The 23,874-nt window shown below is 44.6% G+C and carries 16 protein-coding genes; 4 read left to right on the top strand and 12 right to left on the bottom strand.

From position 1 onward, the window contains the following. Window positions 1-109: 109 nt before the first annotated feature. The 3 genes from carB to dapB form a co-directional block, all read right to left on the bottom strand. Window positions 110-3,331, bottom strand: coding sequence for a carbamoyl-phosphate synthase large subunit (gene carB / locus ACOJR9_RS07200; protein ID WP_420935627.1), 3,222 nt, complete (start codon window positions 3,329-3,331; stop codon window positions 110-112). 12 nt (window positions 3,332-3,343) lie between these two features. Next, the gene (carA, locus tag ACOJR9_RS07195; RefSeq protein ID WP_420935626.1) at window positions 3,344-4,474 is read right to left on the bottom strand and encodes a glutamine-hydrolyzing carbamoyl-phosphate synthase small subunit; all 1,131 of its coding nucleotides are present in this window, start codon (window positions 4,472-4,474) and stop codon (window positions 3,344-3,346) included. Window positions 4,475-5,014: 540 nt separating this feature from the next. Beyond that, the gene (dapB, locus tag ACOJR9_RS07190) at window positions 5,015-5,818 is read right to left on the bottom strand and encodes a 4-hydroxy-tetrahydrodipicolinate reductase (RefSeq protein WP_420935625.1); all 804 of its coding nucleotides are present in this window, start codon (window positions 5,816-5,818) and stop codon (window positions 5,015-5,017) included. Window positions 5,819-6,056: 238 nt separating this feature from the next. Here dapB and ACOJR9_RS07185 point away from each other — a divergent pair, with 238 nt between their 5' ends. Beyond that, window positions 6,057-6,767, top strand: coding sequence for a cytochrome b/b6 domain-containing protein (locus ACOJR9_RS07185; RefSeq protein ID WP_420935624.1), 711 nt, complete (start codon window positions 6,057-6,059; stop codon window positions 6,765-6,767). A gap of 44 nt (window positions 6,768-6,811) precedes the next feature. On the opposite strand, the gene ACOJR9_RS07180 is transcribed toward ACOJR9_RS07185, so the two are convergent. From ACOJR9_RS07180 to grpE, 6 genes are all read right to left on the bottom strand, one after another. Beyond that, on the bottom strand, window positions 6,812-8,713 hold the full coding sequence (locus ACOJR9_RS07180; RefSeq protein WP_420935623.1) for a propionyl-CoA synthetase: 1,902 nt from the start codon (window positions 8,711-8,713) through the stop codon (window positions 6,812-6,814). Window positions 8,714-8,878: 165 nt separating this feature from the next. Then, window positions 8,879-9,367, bottom strand: coding sequence for a c-type cytochrome (locus ACOJR9_RS07175; RefSeq protein ID WP_420936083.1), 489 nt, complete (start codon window positions 9,365-9,367; stop codon window positions 8,879-8,881). A 358-nt stretch (window positions 9,368-9,725) separates the two neighbouring features. Continuing rightward, window positions 9,726-10,124, bottom strand: coding sequence for a DUF3718 domain-containing protein (locus ACOJR9_RS07170; protein WP_420935622.1), 399 nt, complete (start codon window positions 10,122-10,124; stop codon window positions 9,726-9,728). 403 nt (window positions 10,125-10,527) lie between these two features. After that, window positions 10,528-11,661 carry a molecular chaperone DnaJ gene (dnaJ, locus tag ACOJR9_RS07165; RefSeq protein ID WP_420935621.1) on the bottom strand — a complete coding sequence of 378 codons (1,134 nt, stop codon included), beginning with the start codon at window positions 11,659-11,661 and terminating at the stop codon, window positions 10,528-10,530. 194 nt (window positions 11,662-11,855) lie between these two features. Beyond that, window positions 11,856-13,781, bottom strand: coding sequence for a molecular chaperone DnaK (dnaK, locus tag ACOJR9_RS07160; protein WP_420935620.1), 1,926 nt, complete (start codon window positions 13,779-13,781; stop codon window positions 11,856-11,858). A gap of 126 nt (window positions 13,782-13,907) precedes the next feature. Next, the gene (gene grpE, locus ACOJR9_RS07155) at window positions 13,908-14,537 is read right to left on the bottom strand and encodes a nucleotide exchange factor GrpE (protein WP_420935619.1); all 630 of its coding nucleotides are present in this window, start codon (window positions 14,535-14,537) and stop codon (window positions 13,908-13,910) included. A 233-nt stretch (window positions 14,538-14,770) separates the two neighbouring features. Here grpE and ACOJR9_RS07150 point away from each other — a divergent pair, with 233 nt between their 5' ends. After that, window positions 14,771-18,439: a PAS domain-containing hybrid sensor histidine kinase/response regulator gene (locus tag ACOJR9_RS07150; RefSeq protein WP_420935618.1), complete on the top strand. Its 3,669-nt coding sequence runs from the start codon at window positions 14,771-14,773 to the stop codon at window positions 18,437-18,439. Between the two features lie 32 nt (window positions 18,440-18,471). Here ACOJR9_RS07150 and ACOJR9_RS07145 read toward each other — a convergent pair whose 3' ends face one another. Together ACOJR9_RS07145 and ACOJR9_RS07140 are read right to left on the bottom strand one after the other, a co-directional pair. Further along, on the bottom strand, window positions 18,472-20,175 hold the full coding sequence (locus ACOJR9_RS07145) for an ATP-binding protein (RefSeq protein ID WP_420935617.1): 1,704 nt from the start codon (window positions 20,173-20,175) through the stop codon (window positions 18,472-18,474). A gap of 187 nt (window positions 20,176-20,362) precedes the next feature. After that, window positions 20,363-21,115, bottom strand: a complete 753-nt coding sequence (locus ACOJR9_RS07140) for a hypothetical protein (RefSeq protein WP_420935616.1) — start codon at window positions 21,113-21,115, stop codon at window positions 20,363-20,365. Window positions 21,116-21,426: 311 nt separating this feature from the next. Here ACOJR9_RS07140 and ACOJR9_RS07135 point away from each other — a divergent pair, with 311 nt between their 5' ends. Together ACOJR9_RS07135 and ACOJR9_RS07130 are read left to right on the top strand one after the other, a co-directional pair. Next, window positions 21,427-22,119 carry a hypothetical protein gene (locus ACOJR9_RS07135; RefSeq protein ID WP_420935615.1) on the top strand — a complete coding sequence of 231 codons (693 nt, stop codon included), beginning with the start codon at window positions 21,427-21,429 and terminating at the stop codon, window positions 22,117-22,119. Between the two features lie 158 nt (window positions 22,120-22,277). Further along, window positions 22,278-22,946, top strand: coding sequence for a glutathione S-transferase family protein (locus ACOJR9_RS07130; RefSeq protein ID WP_420935614.1), 669 nt, complete (start codon window positions 22,278-22,280; stop codon window positions 22,944-22,946). A 31-nt stretch (window positions 22,947-22,977) separates the two neighbouring features. Here ACOJR9_RS07130 and ACOJR9_RS07125 read toward each other — a convergent pair whose 3' ends face one another. Continuing rightward, window positions 22,978-23,628 carry a response regulator transcription factor gene (locus ACOJR9_RS07125; RefSeq protein ID WP_420935613.1) on the bottom strand — a complete coding sequence of 217 codons (651 nt, stop codon included), beginning with the start codon at window positions 23,626-23,628 and terminating at the stop codon, window positions 22,978-22,980. Window positions 23,629-23,874: the final 246 nt, after the last annotated feature.

Here is a 23,874-nt window from a genome sequence, read left to right as displayed (position 1 = left end):
GTCTCGACTATCGTAATGTTTAAACTGAAAAATGCGCCCTAAGGGCGCACTTTTATATATTCACACAAATGTAATAAAGCTAGGATACCTCGTATCCTAGCTCATGTCATTAGTGATTAATTCGAGCGTGTAGTTCTTGAACAGAGGATACTTTGTTTCTATCGTCTGCAGATTTTGCTCTGATAGTCGCAAAGGCAGCGTTCATTGTTGTTGTGTAGGTTACTTTGTTCAGTAATGCTTCACGACGAATGTACACCGAATCAGTGATGGCCTGACGTCCTTCTGTTGTATTGATTAAATAAGCGTACTCGCCGTTTTTAATCGCATCAACAATGTTAGGGCGACCTTCAGACAGCTTATTCACTACCGAACTCATAATGCCAGCATCGTACAAGGTTGTCGCGGTACCGCGGGTTGCCTCAACCGTAAACCCTGCGTCAACAAGCGCTCTTGCAAGCTCAATGATTTTGCCTTTGTCAGTATCACGAACAGAAATCAGTGCCTTCCCGCTTTTCGGCAGTGGCGCACCTGCACCTAAGTTCGCTTTGGCGTAGGCTTCTTCAAATGTATCACCCACCCCCATGACTTCACCTGTCGAACGCATTTCTGGGCCTAGCAACGGGTCAACGCCTTGGAATTTCGCGAATGGCAATACCACTTCTTTGACAGAGTAAAACGGTGGAATAATCTCTTTAGTAACCCCTTGCTCAGCTAAGCTAACGCCCGCCATAGCACGCGCTGCCACTTTTGCTAACGGAACGCCGGTTGCTTTAGAGACAAAAGGAACCGTACGTGCGGCTCGTGGGTTAACTTCGATAAGGTAAACTTCACCGTCTTTAATCGCAAACTGAGTATTCATCAACCCGATTACACCAAGTTCAAGGGCCATTGCGCGTACTTGTTCACGCATGGTGTCCTGAATTTCTGCTGATAGTGAGTGTGGTGGCAATGAACATGCAGAGTCACCCGAGTGAACACCAGCCTGCTCAATGTGCTCCATGATACCGCCAATGACGACGTCTTTCCCGTCGCATATCGCATCAATATCAACCTCAATGGCATCATCGAGGAAACGGTCTAGTAGTACTGGGGCGTCGTTCGATACTTTCACCGCTTCGTTAAGATAGCGCTTAAGGTCTTTGATGTCGTATACAATTTCCATTGCTCGACCACCAAGCACGTAAGACGGCCTGACCACTAATGGGAAACCAATTTCTTTGGCCATTGTTAGTGCTTGCTCTACGTTAGTTACCGTTGAGTTAGCAGGTTGCTTCAAGTTCAGCTTATTAACCATCTGCTGGAAACGCTCACGGTCTTCCGCGCGGTCAATCGCATCAGGTGACGTCCCCATAATGGGCACACCCGCAGCTTCAAGGGCTCGTGCAAGCTTAAGTGGCGTTTGGCCACCGTACTGAACGATGACGCCTTTTGGCTTCTCTTTTTCGACAATTTCAAGTACATCTTCAAGGGTGACTGGCTCGAAATACAAGCGATCTGAAGTGTCATAATCAGTAGACACTGTTTCTGGGTTACAATTAACCATAATGGTTTCGTAACCATCTTCACGCAAAGATAAAGCCGCGTGAACACAGCAGTAATCAAATTCAATACCTTGACCAATGCGATTTGGCCCGCCACCAATAACCATAATCTTGTCACGGTCTGTCGGATTAGCCTCACATTCTTCATCATAGGTTGAGTACATGTAGGCAGTGCTGGTAGAAAATTCAGCCGCACAGGTATCAACGCGTTTGTAAACTGGTGCAATACCAAATTCCCTGCGCGTCTCACGCACGTCGCTTTCAGCTACTTTCGTAAGCTCTGCAAGACGGGAGTCAGAGAAACCCTTGCGCTTAAGTGTACGCATAAGGTCAGCGTCAATGCCAGTCAATCCGAGTTCAGCAATCTGAGCTTCGTGTTTAATTAAGTCTTCTAGCTGCACCAAGTACCAGCGGTCGATATTGGTTAAGTCAAATACTTCATCAACGCTCATGCCCATACGGAATGCATCGCCAATATACCAAATGCGCTCTGCGCCGGGTTGACGTAATTCATAAATCACTTTGTTTCGTGACTCAGAATCGTCTAAATCAACCATGGAATTTAATCCGTTGGCACCCACTTCTAAGCCGCGTAAGGCTTTTTGCAATGACTCTTGCTGGTTACGTCCAATGGCCATGACTTCACCAACAGATTTCATCTGTGTGGTAAGACGGTCGTTTGCACCGGCAAACTTCTCAAAGTTAAAGCGCGGTATTTTAGTCACAACGTAATCGATAGACGGTTCGAAAGACGCTGGCGTTAAACCACCAGTAATGTCATTCGCTAACTCGTCGAGGGTGTATCCCACTGCAAGCTTAGCGGCTACTTTAGCAATAGGGAAACCGGTTGCTTTAGAGGCCAAGGCAGAAGAACGAGATACACGAGGGTTCATTTCGATGATAACCATACGCCCTGTTTGTGGATCAACACCAAACTGAACGTTTGAGCCGCCGGTCTCAACACCAATTTCACGAAGCACTGCCATAGCAGCATTTCGCATAATTTGGAACTCTTTGTCGGTTAGTGTTTGTGCCGGCGCAACGGTAATAGAGTCGCCAGTGTGCACACCCATGGGGTCAAAGTTTTCGATGGTACACACGATAATGCAGTTATCGGCTTTGTCGCGAACCACTTCCATCTCGTACTCTTTCCACCCAAGTAACGACTCATCAATCAGTAACTCGTTAGTGGGTGAAAGATCTAGCCCGCGGGTACAGATTTCGTTGAACTCGTCTACGTTATAAGCAATACCACCGCCGGTTCCGCCCATGGTAAATGAAGGACGAATTATGCATGGAAAGCCAATGCGACTTAACACGTCGTGAGCTTCATCCATTGTATGAGCAATCTCAGCACGCGGACATTCTAGCCCAATACTTTTCATTGCCTTGTCGAAACGTTCACGGTTTTCAGCTTTATCGATAGCATCAGCAGTCGCACCGATTAGCTCACAGCCAAACTCTTCAAGCACACCGTGTTTGTCTAATTCAAGTGCGCAGTTAAGTGCTGTTTGTCCACCCATGGTAGGGAGAATAGCGTCTGGACGCTCTTTTTCAATGATTTTGCGTACTACTTCCCAGTGAATTGGCTCGATATAAGTGGCATCTGCCATTTCAGGATCGGTCATTATCGTCGCTGGATTAGAGTTAACCAGGATGACGCGGTAACCTTCTTCACGCAGCGCTTTACACGCTTGGGCGCCTGAATAATCAAACTCACAGGCCTGGCCGATAACAATAGGGCCAGCACCTATAATAAGAATACTATTTATGTCGGTACGTTTTGGCATGTTGGCTGATTCCTACTGCTTATGTTGTTCAATAAGTTCAATGAAGTGGTCGAATAATGGCGCCGCTTCGTGAGGACCAGGGCTTGCTTCAGGGTGACCTTGAAAGCTAAACGCTGGTTTGTCGGTACGCTTAATGCCTTGCAACGACTTATCGAACAGTGAAACGTGAGTAACTTCTAGGTTATCTGGCAAGCTAGATTCATCAACCGCAAAACCGTGGTTTTGGCTGGTGATCATCACCACGTTCCGCTTTAAATCTTTAACTGGATGATTGGCACCATGGTGACCAAACTTCATCTTCGCGGTACTAGCACCGCTGGCAAGCGCCAATAACTGGTGCCCTAGGCAAATGCCAAACACCGGAATACCAGTCTCAACAATGGTTTTGATTGCTGAAACAGCGTAGTCACATGGCTCAGGATCGCCTGGTCCATTTGATAAAAATACACCATCTGGATTCATAGCGAGTACTTCACCCGCTGGCGTTTGTGCTGGAACCAAGGTAATTTTGCAACCACGGTCAACAAGCATACGAAGAATATTGTGTTTAACACCGTAGTCGTAAGCTACTACATGATATTTACTGTCACTTGGTGTCACGTAGCCCTTACCAAGCTCCCAGCTTCCCTCTGTCCATTTTTTTGGTTCGGTAATACTCACTACCTTTGCCAAATCCATGCCTTTGAGACCTGGGAATGCTTTCGCTTGCTCTAACGCACTAGACTCGTCTAATTCGTCAGTACAAATGATACAGCCATTTTGCGCGCCTTTATCTCGAAGAATTCGAGTTAAACGACGGGTATCAATATCTGCAATACCTACAATATTTTTCTCTTTGAGGTATTCAGATAGAGTTTGTTGTTGACGAAAATTACTAGCAACGAGGGGCAAATCGCGAATAATAAGACCTTTTGACCAGATTTTATCTGCTTCAACGTCTTCCGAATTAGTGCCGGTGTTGCCAATGTGTGGATAGGTAAGGGTAATGATTTGTTCAGCGTAAGATGGGTCGGTAAGAATTTCTTGATAGCCGGTCATGGAAGTGTTGAAAACAACTTCCCCAACGGAACAGCCAGTGGCACCAATTGCAGTACCTTTAAAAACAGAACCGTCCTCTAACACCAAAAGGGCAGAATGAGCCAAGTCAACCTCCAGATTAAGGATAACTATGTGTTTGTGCAGTTTTTTGCACAAACCCCACAAAAAACGGGAGGTAATGAAAACAATACTTCCCGTTTCACGATCTTTGCAGCTAATAAATACGTGCTCTGCAGCCGATTCACTCGCTAAGAATTCGAAATTCTGGCAAATTCCGGCGAGTATACATCACTCACTGAAAATGTCTAATTTATTTGCAATAATTTATTAAAACGCACCTTTAAATAGGTTTTTTGCGCAGAACCACTGAAAGTACTGCTTAGTGTTTAAATAACGCTCGCACTGCTCATACAATGCTCAATTTATGCCTAAGCCCTGCCCTGTTTATGCTTAACCATGTTGCCGCAAAAATGATTGGCATACTCATAACTTCCATAACTACCCCAGTAAAAAGCGCTTCAGCAGGCTGCAAGATACTCTATTGTCCTTAAAGGCTGTGCGCTATCTACTGGTCTATTTTAGCGTCATGCAGTGCATTCAAATTACTTGTTTACCGTAGGCAGACAATAAGCAACCGTATAGCTGTTAAAGCTTCAAATTCAGTACGTCAGCCATAGAGTATAGTCCAGGTTTTTGACCGCACAACCACTTCGCAGCATGCACAGCACCTTTAGCAAAGGTCAGTCGACTAGATGCTTTGTGCGTTATTTCCAAGCGCTCACCTATATCAGCAAAAAGCGCGGTATGCTCACCCACAATGTCACCGGCTCTTACCGTAGCAAAACCAATAGTTCCTTGGTCTCTTTCAGGCTCTTTGCCCTGACGTCCATACACTGCGCAGGTACTTAAGTCTCTTCCAAGTTCCTCTGCAATGGCCTCACCAATTGCCATGGCTGTGCCTGAGGGTGCGTCTTGCTTGAATCTATGATGAGCTTCGGTTATTTCGATATCTGCAGTGTCGCCTAACACGCTAGCTGCCTTCTTAACCAGCGACAGCATCAAATTGACGCCAACACTATAGTTAGCAGCAAATACGATTGGAATATGCTTTGCTGCTTCGTCAAGTACTGCCAACTGCGCTTTATTTAGCCCTGTAGTACCAATCACTACTGGAGTATTATTCTCAACACACCATGCTAAATTGGTTTCGATAATAGAAGGCAATGTAAAATCAATCATAACGTCGGCATCATCTTCCGATAAAGAAGAAAACCCAGAACAATTCACTGGCTTTTTGCCAATACCTGCCAATTCGCCTACATTCATACCCACCCAAGGTGAATCATCTCTTACCGTAGCGACACTTAGCTCTGTATCTTCACTAAGGTCGAGGGCTTCAATTAACACCCTTCCCATGCGCCCATTCGCGCCAAATATTCCTATTTTCATGTTTTATCTTTTAAATCAAATTGAAACCTGTCCACATTCTGCCAAATGCATTTACTAATGCAATGTGATTATGAGATTAATTGAGGAGATATCACGGTTTGAGATAAAAGAAGATCCCTATTTACTTCATCGCAGCATGCGTCGTTATTTTGTTGTGACTTTTTATCATTTCAAACTCGAATTTTGAACGTAGAGTCGATACGATAGGTGAAGTAAAAAAATTAAAGTATACCTATTTATGAAAAAAAGGCTTATCTGGGATTTGCCCACTCGACTCTTTCACTGGTTATTGGTGCTGAGCATATTGGCTCAATACGTTACCGCCGAGTTACTTGACGATGCCGTGCAGTGGCATTTTTATATTGGTTATTTTACGTTGGGGCTGATTATATTCAGGCTGCTTTGGGGTATGTTTGGACCAAAGTACGCCAAGTTTAGTCAGTTCGTAAAAGGTCCTAGTGCTGTCTTTGAGTACGCAAAAACGCTCTTTGATAGAGACAGTTTGCCATCCGTGGGGCACAATCCTGTAGGCGGCTGGTTTGTGGTGGTTATGATAGCGCTGGTGCTGGTGCAAGCCGTCTCCGGGCTGTTTATGACTGACGACATATTTCTTGATGGTCCTTTGCGAAGCATGGCGAAAGACGATGTGTTATCGATTATGAATACACTGCACCATTTGTCATTCGATACACTGGTGTATGTAATTGTGCTGCACATCGCGGCAAGCGTTTTTTACGGTATTTACAAAAGACAAAAACTAGTGCCGCCGATGATAAGCGGAAACAAAGCCCTGCCTGAAGACGAAGAGCAATACTACGGCGAGGCTCAGGGCATAACACACTCTCAATTGGGCAAGGCCATTATTATTGCGCTTGTCGCTGCTGCGTGTGTCTATGTTGTAATTGAGGTATTACCACCCTCTGCCCCCGCCACACAATATTACTATTAGCGTCATTATTACTAGCGTCCTAAAGAAAATAGAAGGGGGACGCTTTACACATTCACGGTTTCTACTAGGCCTTTATCTCTCATCAGCGTGGCAATTTCAGCAACGCTGCTAGGATCGTCAATGGTGGAGGGAACTGATACCGGCTCGTCTGCGGCAATTTGTCGCAATAATTTACGCAAAATCTTGCCTGACCTAGTTTTCGGCAAGCGCTTAACAACAATGGCGCGTTTAAAACAGGCAACGGGACCAATGCTGCTCCTTACCGAAGCAACCAGTTCTTTTTCTAACTCTGCCTCATTAATATCAACGCCGTCTTTTAACAAAACTAACCCTACAGGGAGTTGACCTTTTAAGGCGTCGTTTACCCCAATGACACTGCATTCTGCTATTGCAGGGTGTGCGGCAAGCACTTCTTCCATTTCCCCTGTGGAAAGCCTGTGGCCTGCTACATTGATAACATCGTCGGTGCGCCCCATGATAAAAACGTACCCCTCTTCATCGATGTATCCGTTATCTCCCGTGCTGTAGTAGCCTTCAAACTCTCTTAGATATCCATTGACTAATCGAGAGTGGTCTTGCCATATGGTAGACAAACAGCCAGGAGGCAGCGGAAGCTGAATGGCGATAGACCCTTTTTGTCCGGGTGCCGACTCACTGTCTATACCGTTTAACACTTTTACGTTAAAGCCCGGAGTAGGCAAACTTGAAGAGCCAGGTTTAGTCTGCATTGACTCTATTCCTATCGGATTTGAGCAAATGGGCCATCCCGTTTCAGTTTGCCACCAATGATCCACTACCGGCTTGTTGGTTTTCTCTAGCGTCCAATAATACGTAGAAGGGTCTAAACGCTCTCCGGCCATAAATATAGTTCGCAGACTAGAAAGGTCATATTGCTTGATGAGCTTGCCTTCAGGATCTTCTTTTCGAATGGCTCTAAAAGCAGTAGGTGCGCCAAATAAGATATTAACTTTATGTTTTTCTACCATACTCCAAAATGCACCTGCATCGGGAGTACCGACTGGCTTACCCTCATACATTACCGAGGTAGCACCTTTAATAAGTGGACCATAAACAATATAGGAATGGCCAACTACCCAACCCACATCGGAAGCTGCCCAAAAAACATCGTTTTCATCAATACCGTATAGTGCTCCCATAGAATAAAACAAAGCGACCGCATGACCTCCATTATCTCGCACTACACCTTTGGGTTTCCCCGTCGTGCCGGACGTATAGAGAATATAGAGCGGGTCTGTAGCATCAACTTGCACTGCGGAAACGGGTGAACATTCCTCCATCAAAGAGTGCCAATCGTAATCGAAGGAAGAATCGATTTCGGCGTGAAGCTGTGGTCGTTGAAAAACCACACATCCATTAGGTTTATGTGTGGCGAGCTCAATGGCGTTGTCAACTAGTGGCTTGTAAGGAAGTAACTTTGTCCCTTCAATGCCACAAGAAGCAGTAACGATAAACGCGGGAGTAGCATCATCAATTCGAACCGCTAATTCGTTAGCTGCAAATCCTCCGAACACGACAGAGTGTATTGCACCCAATCGAGCACATGCAAGCATAGCTATTGCAGCCTGCGGGATCATGGGCATATAAATAATGACGCGGTCACCTTTAGACACGCCTAAGTGTTGCAACGCGCCAGCAAAGGTAGCCACCTCCTGTAGCAATTCACTGTAGCTATAGGTGCGAGTGGTATTGGTAACCGGAGAGTCGTAGATAAGGGCGGCTTTGTCTCCCCTCCCCGCATTGACATGATGATCAAGCGCAATATAACTGGTGTTGAGCTTTCCGCCTTTAAACCATGACTGATATCCATTTTCGTCGGCAGATAACGCAGTTTCAGGTGTACTAAACCATTCAATGTTGTGGGCTTTATCCAGCCAAAATTGTTCTGGAGAGGTTGTAGAGGCAATATATTCTTGTTTGTAGTTCATAACCAAATCCGTTGTAGGGTTCGAGGTTACACTACTCCAGTATAGTCGTGAATGCTTATAAGACTTCAGGCTTATATGGATTAAGCCATTGTTAAACAATCAAAAAAAGCCGGCAACACCGCCACCAGCTTTTCTATAAACGCATTAATTTCCGGTGAAAGTCATCTAGTCTTTTTTATAATCATCGTGGCAAGATTTACAGCTTGCCCCAATTTTGCCGATGGCGTTTCTATAAGCACTCTCATCGCCAACCTCTAAAGCAGTTTGAAGGCCCTGAGCAGCGGTTTTTAGTGCAGAAATTTTAGTTTCAACATCTGAGAAGTTTTCCCAAATGGCGTCTTTAGCGCCAGTGTCAATATTGTACTCTCTCGTGTCGACTGACAAATAATCACCCATCATGGTGGCAAGCTGCTCTAGTCGTACCGCGTTAGTTTCCATTACAGACTCATCGAAAGGCAATGCCCCTTTTGCCATACCACCTAGCGGCCCCATGTTACTTTTTACAAGTTGAAAAATCGATTGTCGGTATTGTGTTGCCGCTTTTGCATGCTTTGGAGACATCGCTGGTGTTACGGCGGCTGCCAGTGTGCTACTCGAAAATGCAACACTTGAAAATGTCATGCAAGCTGTGGCTGCGATAATTGCTTTATTCATTCGTTTCATGCCTGTTCCCTTTCTTAACATTATGCGTGCTTATGATTCACCGCTCGGTTGTCGATGATATGTTAATAGCTGATGCCATTACATAAGCATTTATCGTGACGAAGAGCCACACAAAGCGCAAGAAATAATTGATAGAAATAAGAGAAAGCCTAATAAAAACGCTAGGAATAAATGCAATTGAAAGCCTTAACGTCTTGAACTAGCAGAAAAGATGAGTGGCGAGTTTAGTGGAAAACAAAAAGGAAAGGCCCCATAAGGGGCCTCTAGTGCGGCGCAATGCCGCTACCATGTTGAAATGATGACCATGCCGTTGCTTCGCATGATTTGATATATTCAGTATGGTTGAAGATTAAATTCTTCCGTTAAGCTCAGCTGCAATAGGAGAGTCTTGCAAACCCTGTTCAGCAATCCACGCTTGAAGTGTTTTGCCATCTGCTTCAGGGGCTTGTAAATCCTTACTTGGCATCTGCTTGACCAATAACGTGCCAACTTCAACCGCGTTGTTTGTTACTGCCGTGCGAATAAGGCTTTGACCGTCACAAGACACGCCCGCGTAGTAATCGCGAAGCTTTAAACGGTAATCTGCCTGTACACTTCGCATTTTTTTACGAAGTTCACCTTTGTCGTCGGCTTGTACGATGGTGCAGATATTAGCAAGCGCATCGTTGATGTCATTTGCTTGTGCTGTGTTTGAGAAAGCAAGCGTAGATGCTGCGACAATGATAGAGGTTTTAACTATTTTCAACATGGTTAAAGTTCCTGTAGTTGTATAATGAATGTTTTTTTGCAACTCACTCGTCGTTGCTTGATGTGTATTAAACGCCCATTTCAGAAAAACAAAAACATGTTGAATAATATATAGGTATTTAAACCTATACTTTAGTTCAAAGCCGAGGAAGAAAAGCACTGTTGTTCTATTTAATAAAACCTTAATTATCAGAAGTTTAAATTAAAGACGGTGTAGCTCAATATGCGGTGTAGTAACTTAGGGAGTAAGGATGAAGGATATTGATTCTCCAGATGAGCAAACACAATTATTTCTTTACTTACAAACAACAACGCCAGTTAGCATGACTAACTGGCATTGTTATTTTTTCACATTTTCATTAGCGATAGAGACTAATGCTGAGGCTCTTCGAAGATCAAACTCACTAATTCGTTAAATCATCGAAAAACTTTTTAACGCCGTCAAAGAATCCTTGCGCTTTAGGGCTGTGTTTACTCGACGCTTTACCCATAGATTCTTCCAGTTCACGCAGCAGCTCTTTTTGTTTAGACGACAAATTTACCGGCGTTTCAACAACCACTTTACACATTAAGTCGCCAATGGCACCAGTTCGAACTGACTTAACACCCTTACCACGCAATCGGAACATCCGACCAGTTTGGGTTTCTGGGCTTATCTTTAACTTAACTTTTCCATCGAGAGTAGGGACTTCCAACTCTCCCCCAAGTGCTGCTGTGGTAAAGCTAAGCGGTACTTCGCAGAAAAGATTATTGCCATCACGCTGAAAAATTTTGTGCTCACGGATGTGTACTTGCACATACAAATCACCTGCTGGCGCACCGTTTTCACCCGCTTCGCCTTCGCCTGACAAGCGAATTCTATCACCGGTATCGACGCCTGCTGGAATTTTAACATTAAGTGTTTTGGTCTTTTCTTTACGACCATGCCCATGGCAGCTGTTACACGGATCTTCAATGATTTTGCCTTTACCCGAACAGGTAGGACAGGTTTGTTGAACCGCGAAGAACCCTTGGCGCATTTGCACTTGTCCGTTGCCGTGACACGTGGGGCATGTCTTTGGTGAAGAACCATTTTTTGCACCAGAACCATCGCACACTTCGCATTCTGCCAAGGCAGGAACACGAATATCAACGCTCTTACCGCGAACCGCTTCCTCTAGCGAAAGTTCAAGATTGTATCGAAGGTCTGACCCCTGACGAGCACGAGATTGACGACCGCCTCTACCACCGCCACCGAAAATATCGCCGAACACGTCACCAAAGATGTCGCCAAAATCTGCCCCCCCGCCGTAACCACCGCCACCGCGGTTAGGATCGACGCCTGCGTGACCATACTGATCGTAAGCAGCGCGTTTCTGCGAGTCTGACAGAATCTCGTAAGCTTCTTGAATTTCTTTGAACTTAACTTCAAGTGCTTTATCACCCTCAGTACGGTCTGGATGATATTTCATCGCTAGCTTTTTATACGCCTTTTTAATTTCGCGTTCGCCAGCACTTTTATCTACTCCAAGCACTTCATAGTAGTCACGTTTCGACATATCGTTTACTTACCCTACTTATTGTCGACAAGCTCTGTGTATCGCCTGCCAGATCTACATCTAACTGTTGTGGAAATCACCTGCATTTACCCATAAGACAATAGCAAGTCATTTACACAACAAAGGCGCAGCAAGAAAATCCTGATGCGCCTGAACTGCCCAACAGCCCGGCGCACCGGGCTAATTACTACAGCTTACTTTTTTTCTTCGTCTTTCACTTCTTCGAACTCAGCGTCGACAACGTCGTCGTCCGCTTTACCAGAAGCTTGCTGCTCAGCACCTTCAGCGCCACCAGCTGAAGCTTGCTGTGCCTGTGCCGCTTCCATCAGCTTGCTAGACGCTTGGATAAGCTCTTGCGTTTTCGCTTCAATTTCAGCTTTGTCTTCGCCTTTGCTCGCTGTTTCTAGCGCAGTGAGTGCCTCTTCAATTGGCGCTTTGTCTTCTGCGCTCAGTGCTTCGCCAACTTCTTCAAGCTGCTTGCGAGTAGCGTGTACCATGCCGTCTGCTTGGTTGCGCGCCTGAATCAGTTCTTCGAACTTCTTATCAGCTTCTTTGTTCGCTTCGGCATCAGCTACCATTTTTTCCACTTCTTCATCGCTTAAACCTGAAGAAGCTTTGATGGTTATCTTCTGCTCTTTACCCGTGTCTTTATCCTTCGCTGATACGTGAAGGATACCGTCGGCATCGAGATCGAACGTCACTTCAATTTGCGGCACACCGCGAGACGCTGGACGAATACCTTCAAGGTTGAACTGACCAAGAGACTTGTTGCCGCTTGATTGCTTACGCTCACCTTGCAGTACGTGTACCGTTACCGCAGACTGATTGTCTTCTGCTGTCGAGAACGTCTGCGACTTCTTCGTTGGAATCGTCGTGTTCTTCTCGATTAGCGCAGTCATTACACCACCCATTGTCTCAATACCTAGAGACAGAGGCGTAACGTCTAGAAGTAATACATCTTTAACATCACCAGAAAGCACACCACCTTGAATTGCCGCACCTACTGCAACCGCTTCATCTGGGTTAACGTCTTTACGTGGCTCTTTGCCGAAGAATTCAGTGACATACTTCTGAACCAAAGGCATCCGCGTTTGACCACCAACCAAAATGATATCGTTAATCTCGCCTACTGATAGACCAGAATCCTCGATAGCCTGCTTAAGTGGGCCAAGCGAGTTTTTCACCAACTCTTCAACGAGAGATTCTAGCTTAGAGCGAGTTAATTTAATCGCTAAATGCTTAGGACCTGAACCATCTGCGGTGATGTAAGGCAGGTTGACCTCTGTTTGTTGTGACGATGAAAGTTCAATTTTCGCTTTCTCACCAGCTTCTTTAAGACGCTGCATAGCAAGCGGATCTTTTCGAAGGTCGATGCCTTGATCTTTCTTGAACTCGTCAACAAGATAGTTGATAACACGATTATCGAAATCTTCACCACCAAGGTGGGTGTCACCGTTTGTAGCGAGTACTTCAAATGTGTGCTCGCCATCTACTTCATCTATTTCGATGATAGAGATATCGAACGTACCACCACCTAAGTCGTATACTGCCACGATGTTATCGCCTTGCTTTTTGTCCATGCCGTAGGCAAGAGCAGCAGCAGTTGGCTCGTTGATAATACGCTTAACTTCAAGACCAGCGATACGACCCGCATCTTTCGTTGCTTGACGCTGAGAATCGTTAAAGTATGCAGGTACAGTGATAACCGCGCCTGTTACTTCTTCGCCAAGGTAGTCTTCTGCGGTCTTTTTCATTTTCTTAAGTACTTCAGCAGAAATCTGCGGAGGCGCCATTTTCTCGCCTTTCGCTTCTACCCATGCGTCACCGTTATCAGCCTCTACGATTTTGTAAGGCATAATGTCGATGTCGCGCTGTACTTCTTTATCTTTAAAGCGACGACCAATCAAACGCTTGATAGCGAATACGGTATTTTCAGGGTTAGTTACTGCCTGACGCTTCGCTGATTGACCAACAAGGGTTTCGCCGTCATTTGTGTATGCAATGATTGATGGCGTTGTACGATCGCCTTCCGCGTTTTCAAGTACGCGTGGTTTGTCGCCGTCTAGCACTGCGACACATGAATTTGTTGTACCTAAATCGATACCTATGATTCTACCCATTTTCGTGTCTCCGAAAAGTTTCTTAATTCTGTAAAATTAGTGGGGTTATTCCCGCTATTTTCAATAGTTGTCAGTAAAAAAACTGACTTTTTTGTGTCTTATTTCGCTGTGCGTTGTTTGTTCAATTTACGCTTGCGTATCAACACCACCGCTTGGCGCGCGCGATACCATTACCATGGCAGGGCGGAGCAAACGGCCGTTAATTTGATAACCTTTTTGCATCACCGCCATTACTGTGTTCGGCGCGTGGTCTGCACTTTCTTGCATCGACATTGCCTGATGCAAATCAGGGTTAAAGGTTTCGCCCTGCGGATCAATAAGGGTTAACCCAAATTTCTCAATAGTGCTCATAAAACTTTTGTGGGTCATTTCCACACCTTCGAGCAGCGGCTTCACCGCTTCATTGTCGCTATCAGAAAGTTCGATAGCACGCTCTAGGTTGTCAACAACCGGCAGAAGCTCGCCAGCAAAACGCTCTAATGCGAATTTACGTGCTTTCTCAACTTCACCTTCAGCGCGACGACGAGCGTTGTCGGCATCAGCTCGTGCGCGAAGTACGCCGTCTTGTTGCTCTTTAATCGTTGCTTGAGCTTCAGATAAAGCAGTCTCTAGCTCATAAATGCGCTGTGTAGCTTCATCTTGAGGGGCGTCAGTAACTTCTACTTCCTGGCCTTCAACTTCTACTTCTTCAGTAGCCTGCACAGTTTCATCAACTGCGTTTTCTTTATCTGCGTGCACGTCGCGACTGTCGCTCATGCCTACCTCCAAACATTGTATAAATTGGGCAACACCCATTTGCTATTGCTAGGCAAAGGGATTCACTGTGTTGCGCTTATTTATGGGGCTAGTTTGTAAGCGATCAAGGGTAACCACACAATTTTTGTGGTTTGAATTTCATTTTTTTTCGAAAAATAATTTTGAGTGTGAATACTGCTCACTATTGTGAAAATCGTGTTAACGTAAATCAGTCATTTTCATGAGGTGGGTGAATGCTCAGCATTTGGTCGGTAGGCAGTATTGTTGCCGTTTATCTTTTTATTTTGTTTGCTATTGGCTTCTGGGGCGAAAGGTACCTTAAAGACAACCGGCAGCACCCTATTTTATATAGCCTAGGCTTAGGCGTTCACTGCACGTCATGGGCATTTTTTGGTACCACTTCACAAGCCGCGGAGTATGGCTGGGCTATTGTGCCTACTTATATGGGCATTATATTAACCATGGTATTTGCGTTTCCTGTGGTACTGCACATTAGTCGGTTATGCCAGCAACACAATATCACCTCTCTCGCTGATCTTATTGGTATGAGGTATAAGCACTCCCACCTTGTCGCGGCTTTTGTTAGCGTACTGTGCTTTGTGGGGGTTATTCCTTACATCGCTTTGCAGCTCGACGCTATTACCAAAAGTATTACTCTGATCACACCCAATACCACTGAAACCAGCCAAAGCGTTAGCATGTATGTGGCCCTGTTGATGGCTATTTTCGCCATCATCTTTGGGACGCGAACCCTTAACTTAACCGACAAGCACCCTGGGCTTTTAATGACTATTGCATTTGAGTCAGTGTTTAAGCTTGTGGCGCTGTGGTGTATTGGTATTTTTGTTTGCTATTTTATGTTCGACGGTGTGCTCGACCTAATTTCAAAGGCGTCTATAAATGAGCAAGCGCGAGAGGTTATCTATGCCGACAGCGCCCCACTTGTTTATATTACTCACGTCATGCTTGGGGTTTGCTCCATGTTTGTTTTGCCGCGCCAATTCCATATGAACTTTGTTGAGCTAAACGGCGAAGGCGAACTGCGAACCGCCCGCTGGTTTTTCCCCGTATATTTATTGGGAATGACTATTTTTCTTATTCCTCTGGCCTTAGCAGGAAAAATGCTGCTTCCTGATAGCGTAAGCTCAGATACCTACGTATTGGCACTTCCTCTTTTTGCCGAAAACACGCTGCTTGCAATCATTGCGTTTTTAGGAGGATTGTCTGCAACCACCAGTATGGTGATTGTGGCCACGCTTGCACTCGGCATTATGATTGCCAACAACCTAGTTACTCCACTGTGGATAAAAGCGAGATTAAGAACCGAGCCAAACCATACCCTTGAGACCAATAAGGTACTCGTTATCCGTCGCTTAACCGTGTTGGTAGTGCTGTCGGTGGCCCTTTGGTATCACCTCAATGTAAGCCAAGCAGCGCCGCTGGTAAAAAGTGGCGTGATCGCCATTGCCTTGTTGGGTCAGTGCTTTCCCGTATTAATGTTTGGCCTTTACTGGTCAAAGAGTACCAAAGCTGCGGCTCTGGCAGGCTTAATTGCAGGATTTATTTGTTGGTGCGCGCTACTACTCTACCCCAGCGTTATGTCTAGTTACTATTTCAATGCCCCGCCCACAGAAGCACAGCTAGGCATTGGCTTTATCATTTCACTTCTCACCAACGCGGCAGTGTATGTTCTGGTGTCGTTTTTGAATTTATTCAATCGACGAAGATTAATGAGTAAGCAAGGCTCTGAGTGGCATCACGCTGGCGATTTTAACGACGATCCAGAGGCATCACTCACCACACCTTACTTAAAAATTCGCGTGGGTGACATCGTCTCCTTAACCCAAAGGGTGTTAGACAAAAAGAGTCATGAAACGTTAATAAATCAACTCTCTATCGACGTTTCTGACGCACGCGCAAACGGGTTGGCTAATCACACTTTATTACATCGAGTAGAACAACTTCTCGCAGCGCAAGTGGGTGGACCGAGCGCTCGCATATTGTTAGGCGCCATCGCTGATAAAAACACAGATTCACTTCCTGAGCTTGTAGACTGGGTGGAAGAAGCCTCACAGTCATTTCAGTTCAATCATGAGGTGCTGCAATCGTCTGTGCAAAACATAGAGCAAGGAATAAGCGTACTTGACGAAAAACTGCACTTACTTGCTTGGAATGAACGGTATGTAGAAATTTTTCGCTACCCTCGCGGTTTTTTGAAAGTCGGCATGTCTATAAATGACATTCTAACTTTTAATGCAAAACGAGGACTTTTTGGAAAGCAAGGGCATAATGAGAGTGCAACTGATACAAATGTTTCAACTATAAATGCTCAAACAACAATAGCTTTTGACACCCCAGACAACGACTTTGTTAAGGAAGCTGAAATAAATGACCGCATTAATCAAGAAATAGAAAAGCGCGTTCAGTTTATGCAAGAGGGAAGCCGTCATAAGTATATTCGAAAACAACATGACGGGAGGGTTATAGAGCTTAATGGCGCCCCCCTTCCCGGAGGTGGCTATGTAACTACCTATAGCGACATTACTGAATACATCGCCATTCAAGACGAGTTAAAGGAATCAAAGTCGGAGCTAGAGCAACGTGTAATGCGGCGTACGCAGGAGTTGCAGCTTGCCATGCAACAGGCCGACGCGGCAAACGAGAGTAAAACTAAGTTTTTAGCCGCTGCAGGACACGATTTGATGCAGCCGTTTAACGCCGCAACTCTCTTTGCTTCTATGCTAGAGAAGAAAACGAAAAATAGTGAATTATCTGGATTGTCTGAGGGCGTAGTGAATTCACTCAATAACGCACAAACGCTACTTTCTATGTTGCTAGATATGACAAAGTTAGACTCTGGCGTACTCAAACCTAACAAGATCACCTTCGCTGTAGACGATGTGCTTTCATCATTAGTGACGGAGTTTAGTCTTATCGCGTCGCAGCGAGATATTTCGTTAAAATACGTAAAAACAAATTGTCACACCCACACCGATAAGCACCTTTTCAGAAGAGTGATACAAAATTTACTGTCTAACGCGATACGGTACACCCAAAAAGGCAGCGTTTTACTTGGGGTCAGACAATGTACTGTCAATGGTGAAAAAGCATTGAATGTATGCGTTTACGACACAGGCCCGGGTATTCCACTGCATCAACAAGAAGCCATTTTTGGCGAATTCCACCAGCTAGAGAACCCCTTTAGTTCACAGGGTATTGGCTTAGGGTTAACCATTGTTGACAGAGTATGCAAGTTGCTCGGGCACTCTGTATCACTGAAATCTGCTTTGCATAAAGGCAGTTGCTTTGCCATTACTGTGCCTAAGTACCCTGCAAGCACAATACAGAGAAAGGGAATGGAGGCCGAACCCATACCTCTGCCGCTCGACGCTACAGAAGGTATTGTTAGAAGAAACGCCGTAAAAGGAGCAGAAGGAGAAAAAGGAAAAGCAGAAAAGAACTCACATTTTTTGTTTTTAGTGAACAAACGAATTCTACTTATTGAAAACGACGAGCAAGTAACGGTAGCAATGCAGGCGCTGCTCAGTGATTGGGGAGCTGAGGTTATTACCGCAACAGGAAAAAAAGAGGCCCTTGCTGCTTTCAAACACAAACCTGACGTTATTATAGCCGACTATCATCTAAACTTCGGTGAAACAGGCACAGACATTTTGCAGTTAATGGACTCCATGCCATCTGAATCTATAGCGTCGCTTCAATCAATAGCATCACCTGAATCATCAAAGCCGCTCAAGCTTAACAACCCAGCGCTTCGTATATTAATCACTGCGAACCGCAGTCCTGAGATAAGGGATTTAGCCGCAGAGATGAACCTTGCCTATTTACCAAAACCTGTAAAACCAAGTGCCCTCAAGCGATTGTTAAAACAGACGTTTAGCTAAAGTCGGTAAGGACTCCCCTATCGCATAAGTATTTAGTACAGTGCCAATATGGCCTTTAACGATGCTAAATCTACTGGTTTAGTGAGATATTCGTCCATACCTGCATCGAGGCATTTTTGCTTTTCGCTATCCATGGCATGGGCCGTTAGCGCGACGATGGGTATCTTTTTGTTTTCATCTCCTGCATGCCCCTCGCGAATACGACGTGTTGCCTCATAACCGTCCACATTCGGCATTTGGCAGTCCATAAAAATAAGGTCGTAATGTTTCGCTTTTGGTTTCGACAAACGTTCTATCGCTTCAACGCCATCGTTTGCAAGCTCAACCTCTACCCCCAGGTTAGTTAAAATTGCTAACATAACTTGTTGATTTATCGCGTTGTCCTCAGCCAATAACACATTCAAATCGAAAGATTGTGGTTCTGTTTCGACGTGCATAACACTATTAGCTTCCTCACTCATTAGAGGCGCACTTAGCTTTACCACAAACCTAAATGTAGATCCCTGACCAAGTGTGCTTTCAACAGATATACTACCGCCCATTAACTCACAAAGCTGCTTGGTAATCGCAAGCCCTAGCCCGGTACCACCATATTTTCTTGTGGTCGACATATCAGCTTGAGAGAAAGAGTCGAAAAGTCCAGGCATAGCAGATTCGCTAATACCAATACCCGTATCACTAATCTCTACATTCAATGACAATGCCTCTTCCTCGCTCACTACTTTGTACTGGATGTTTATACCGCCGCTTTCTGTGAACTTAATGGCATTAGACAGTAAATTATTAAAAATTTGTTTTAGGCGATGAGGGTCTCCCACAACCTTTTTGTCAATCTCACCAGCGGCTTTTGACTTAAGCCATAGTCCCTTTTCTTGTGCTTGAAATGTTTGTTCCTGCACAACGTTGCCCATGAACTGCGCTAAGTCAAATTCAACATTTTCTATAGCCAGCTCTCCGGCTTCTATTTTTGAAAAATCTAGAATATCGTTAATAATGATCATCAATGAGTCTGCACTGCGTTGAGCAGTGTTAATAAATTTCGCTTGTTTGTCATTAGGAGACGTACGGCTGATCATTTCAATCATGCCAATAATACCGTTCATTGGAGTGCGAATTTCGTGACTCATATTGGCAAGAAATGCACTTTTTGCTTCGTTTGCTTTTATTGCTTCATGCTCATGAGCAATCGCTATATCCCTTTCTTGCAGTAGCTCCACTTGTTTACTCATCAAACTTCTTCGCGCTAAATGTGCAAACCAGCTCAATGTTGTGCTCATAGCCAACGCAAAGAAAAAATGCATCGTCATAGACATCTCAACGACTGAATTAATGACTAACCACCCCGCCCAATTTAGCAGTATCAATAACACCCAGTGCAGCCTGTTCGAGAGAACAATACCGCTGGCAATAATAACTAAAAAAAGATTGGTTGTTTGTTCAGGTGATTGAGAGAGCCATAAATGTAAAAGGCTATTCGTTGTGCCAAGCAGTAATATTGAAACAATCCCTAAACGCTGCCATACACTTGAAAGATTTTGTGCTTTCAGCATAAGAGTGAAGCTAATGACAGTGGTTATGGATGCGGATGTGACAAGCATCCATTTAAATTCTTCAGTAAGTAATAGGAAGTGACTAAAGGAAAGCGCAAAATATAAAAAGAAAAAAGCCATCGCAACAGGTTTTAGTGGCTCCTGATGTACGCCTTTAACTGTTGCCGCTGACTTGTGCAAACTCATCTTAACCCTAGTCCATGTTTAAGAGAGTTAGATATTAGGCTAAAACCACAACATTTACATAATCAATTAGGCTAAGAATTGCTCAGCCATTTATCCTTAGAACTCCCTTTTTTGCTGCAACTGTTGGTGCTGCTATTTTTAGTGTTAATATGGTCGGTGCTGCTTTTTCCATTAACACCGTCATCGTTTATCTGTTTATCTGTTTATCGCTGCTACCGATATCGCTTTCACCAGTGAAGTTTTCATCAGTAATGTTTTGTTCAGTGCGGCTTTGTTCAACATTATGACCAAGCACCACATCGATAACTGTTTTCTCGTGTTCAGTGAACGCCGTTTTAAAATTATCACTGTGCACAGGTATTGATTTACGCATAGGTGGAGCAATGCGCTCGTTAGCTCTTGCTAACTGCTGGGTAAAATCTTCTATAGATATTCGATTGTAGGTATACACTCCCTCTTTCTTGCCTCCAATAGACGGCGTGAGCAGGTCGTCATGCTCGAGTAAAAACGCATGTTTGAATACCGCCTGAGATTTTGTAAAGCAATGTGTTTTGCTGCGCAGCATTGCCGCTTCTGGCAGCGCTTTAATACGAACGCTGTCATGGCTTTTTTGCCATGTAACACCACACACACTTACTACATAAGCATCATCTTGCTGTGCGACGGTGGCTCTAGCAAGTGGAGAGCCTGCGGGCATTGCGTCTAACGCCTTTATAACGTCGGGTAATTCATTGAGAGAGAGCTTTTCTAATGTCATTACACCGCTATTAGAGGTGTAAGTAAGCTTTAGCGTATTTTCTAAGTAATACACCTGGCCGGTATCTTGCCAGATAGAAACGGCATCGTTTTTGTGATTATTGATATGCTTTTTGTTTTGCTGAGAAGCAAGGGACTGTTTGTTTAATCCACTCGATAAGCGCTTAATAATATTTGATAACACGGCATACACTTTATATTATTGAGTGTCTCATTTTACGCATTTATCACCTTTACGGTTTAATTCTCGCACTGCAAAAATCACTCTATTGGCTTGCCCCGCCCAGCCGATTGACTACTTATCGACGTTATCCACTCTTCTCGTCTCTTTACCCGCAGGGCCCCGCCGGCCAACTTACGAATTCTTAGCCTAGACTGTCAACTGACGCGTCCACAGGCGCTGCATTTGTTGTTGCTGCCAAATGTAATGCTCTCGACACTGATACCCGTACCGATTACCCTAGAAGCGATACTACATTTAACAGAGGATTTCTTTTGCGCTCGTTTTACTTCGCTTCACCACTCTCGGTACTCTTTATTTTGCTGTCAATAATAACAGGCGGTTGCAGTGACACTAAAGAGCTAAGTGAATCTGAAAGACGATTTAACACAGCAATGGCACGCCATGCCGAACGTATTGAGGAAACGAGAGTTTTACTTGATGAAAAATTGACAGGTCAGTTTTTATCTGACATTAACACGCTCATTTATGCAAAAGAAAAACTCGATAGTGCAAAGTCTGTTTTTATTGATGCAAAAATTGTCGGTATCACCTCTCCTGAGGCACAGGCGCTTGAATTGAGGTTGAGACAGTTTGAGAAACAAGCCGCTAGGTCGTCCATATCCTTATTGCGTTCAGCTTTTGAAGAAACGCTGAGCTTTCAAGATAGCGTGCACGATATGCCGCTAGCTCCTGTGAGCGGTGCGTCGGTAGATAGTAACTCGATGATTGAGTACATGGGCAAAAAATTCAATACTTCACTTGAAGAGTGCTGTCTTAAGGACCTAAAAAATATCGAAGTCTTTATGAGAGGCGCTGAAGGCAAGCTTGTTTATGCACTACGAAAACGTATTCTCAACGTGGAAAGTGATTTAACCAGAGTACTGTCTGACGATGACTTTCGACGTGACTATACAAAGCGCCTTACGCAGTTAGAGAATGAAATAAACGCTTACTTTCAGTCGTAAAACATTCATACGATGGTGCTCGATGAACTAGAAGTAGAGATGTTTTAAGAAAAACAAACACCGTTATACTCAACTATCACTACAGATGTGTTGCACTCTTTCCTGTAAAACAATCTTATAGTACATAAATGTATTTATCACTGTGTTAAAGGTTCACCATGCTTAAATTGTACGGATTTGATGTTAGTAATTACTACAACATGATTAAACTGGCGATGGCGCTGAAAGGGATAGAGTATGAAGCCGTCATGACATATCCAAATCAAACGCCAGAATATTTAGCAATCAGCCCTACGGGCAAAGTGCCCGCATTGCAAACCGACCACGGCGTACTGGTAGAAACCAATGTCATCCTTGAGTACCTTGATGAAATCTCGCCTCAAGCGCCACTGTATCCAACCGAGCCTTTCGCAAAGGCCAAGGTGAAAGAGTTGGTTAAACTCATCGAGTTATACATTGAGTTACCTGCAAGGCGCTGTCACACTGAAGCATTTTGGGGCGTACCCGTTGATGACATCACCAAAAAAGAAGTAAAGCGCGCATTATTTAACGGTGCGCAAGCCCTTGCCCGCGCCGCTGAGTTTTCCCCTTATATTGCTGGTGACACGCTAACTGCAGCCGACATCATGCTGCTATATTCTATGGACCTTGCCGCTCCGGTAGCTCAAAAGCTTTTCGATGTAGACTTGTACGAGCATGCACCTGGTAGCAAAGCGCTCATGGATAAATTAAAAGCAATGCCAGAAGTACAACAAATTGAAAAAGATAAACGCGCCGCCGCGCCAGCGTTTAGCGCTTATTTAAAAAAGGCCCTTGGCGGTAAATAAACGGGTGTCAATTGGTTCGTGTTAGCCAACATTACCCATCGGTTCGCATAGCATTTTTAAATGCTATGCCAGCCTTGGTTCTATTGATAACCCCTAGCTTCTTTAGCACTGCGGAAACATGCTGCTTTACTGTTGATTCTGAAATCGCTAACTCGTAGGCAATTTGCTTGTTAAGCAAACCATCGGCGACCATCTTAAGCACTTTCAATTGATGAGGCGTGAGCAGGCTCAATCGCGTGCTGAAGTCATCGAGGGTGTGACTGCAATCGGTAGTGGCACTGATGTACTCTGGCAACCAGGTTTCGCCGTCTAATACCGTGTCTACCGCGTCGATAATACAATCCACAGACGCAGATTTAGGAATAAATCCACTGGCTCCCAATGCTAACGCTCGCTGCACAATACCAGGCGCATCTTGCGCTGTGACGATGACAACAAGCACATCTGGGTACTCAGCCCTTATCTCAGAAAGTCCATTTAATCCCTCGCTACCAGGCATTCCCAAATCTAAAAATACGATATCGATGCTGACATTCTGAGCCAACACCGCCTTCGTTTCTGGAAACGTAGACGCTTCAAGTAGCACTGCGCCCTCACTGTTTTGTAGCGCATGACACATCGCTGCGCGAAACAACGGATGATCATCGGCAATGAGCAATGTTACCGCCACGGGGCTATTCATTCGTACCTTCCATTCACTTCACCACTCGTTTCAACCATTTATTTCCACCGTTGATGGAAACCATTTGATTTTAGTATTTTTGGCTATCAATTTGTTTCTTCAATGTAAACAGAATACTAACACGACATTGGGTTTCTTTCTCTTTTCTACTCTTGCCTAACGGAAGATTTCCTTGGGTGCAAAGATTTTCATAGGCCCAAGTTATGAGAAATCTATAGAAAGAGTTAATGGAAAAGCCCGCTGACA

It is taken from the genome of Alteromonas ulvae, assembly GCF_048987005.1.
In the GTDB taxonomy this organism is placed as follows: domain Bacteria; phylum Pseudomonadota; class Gammaproteobacteria; order Enterobacterales; family Alteromonadaceae; genus Alteromonas.
This window is presented reverse-complemented; position numbering and strand designations above follow the sequence as displayed.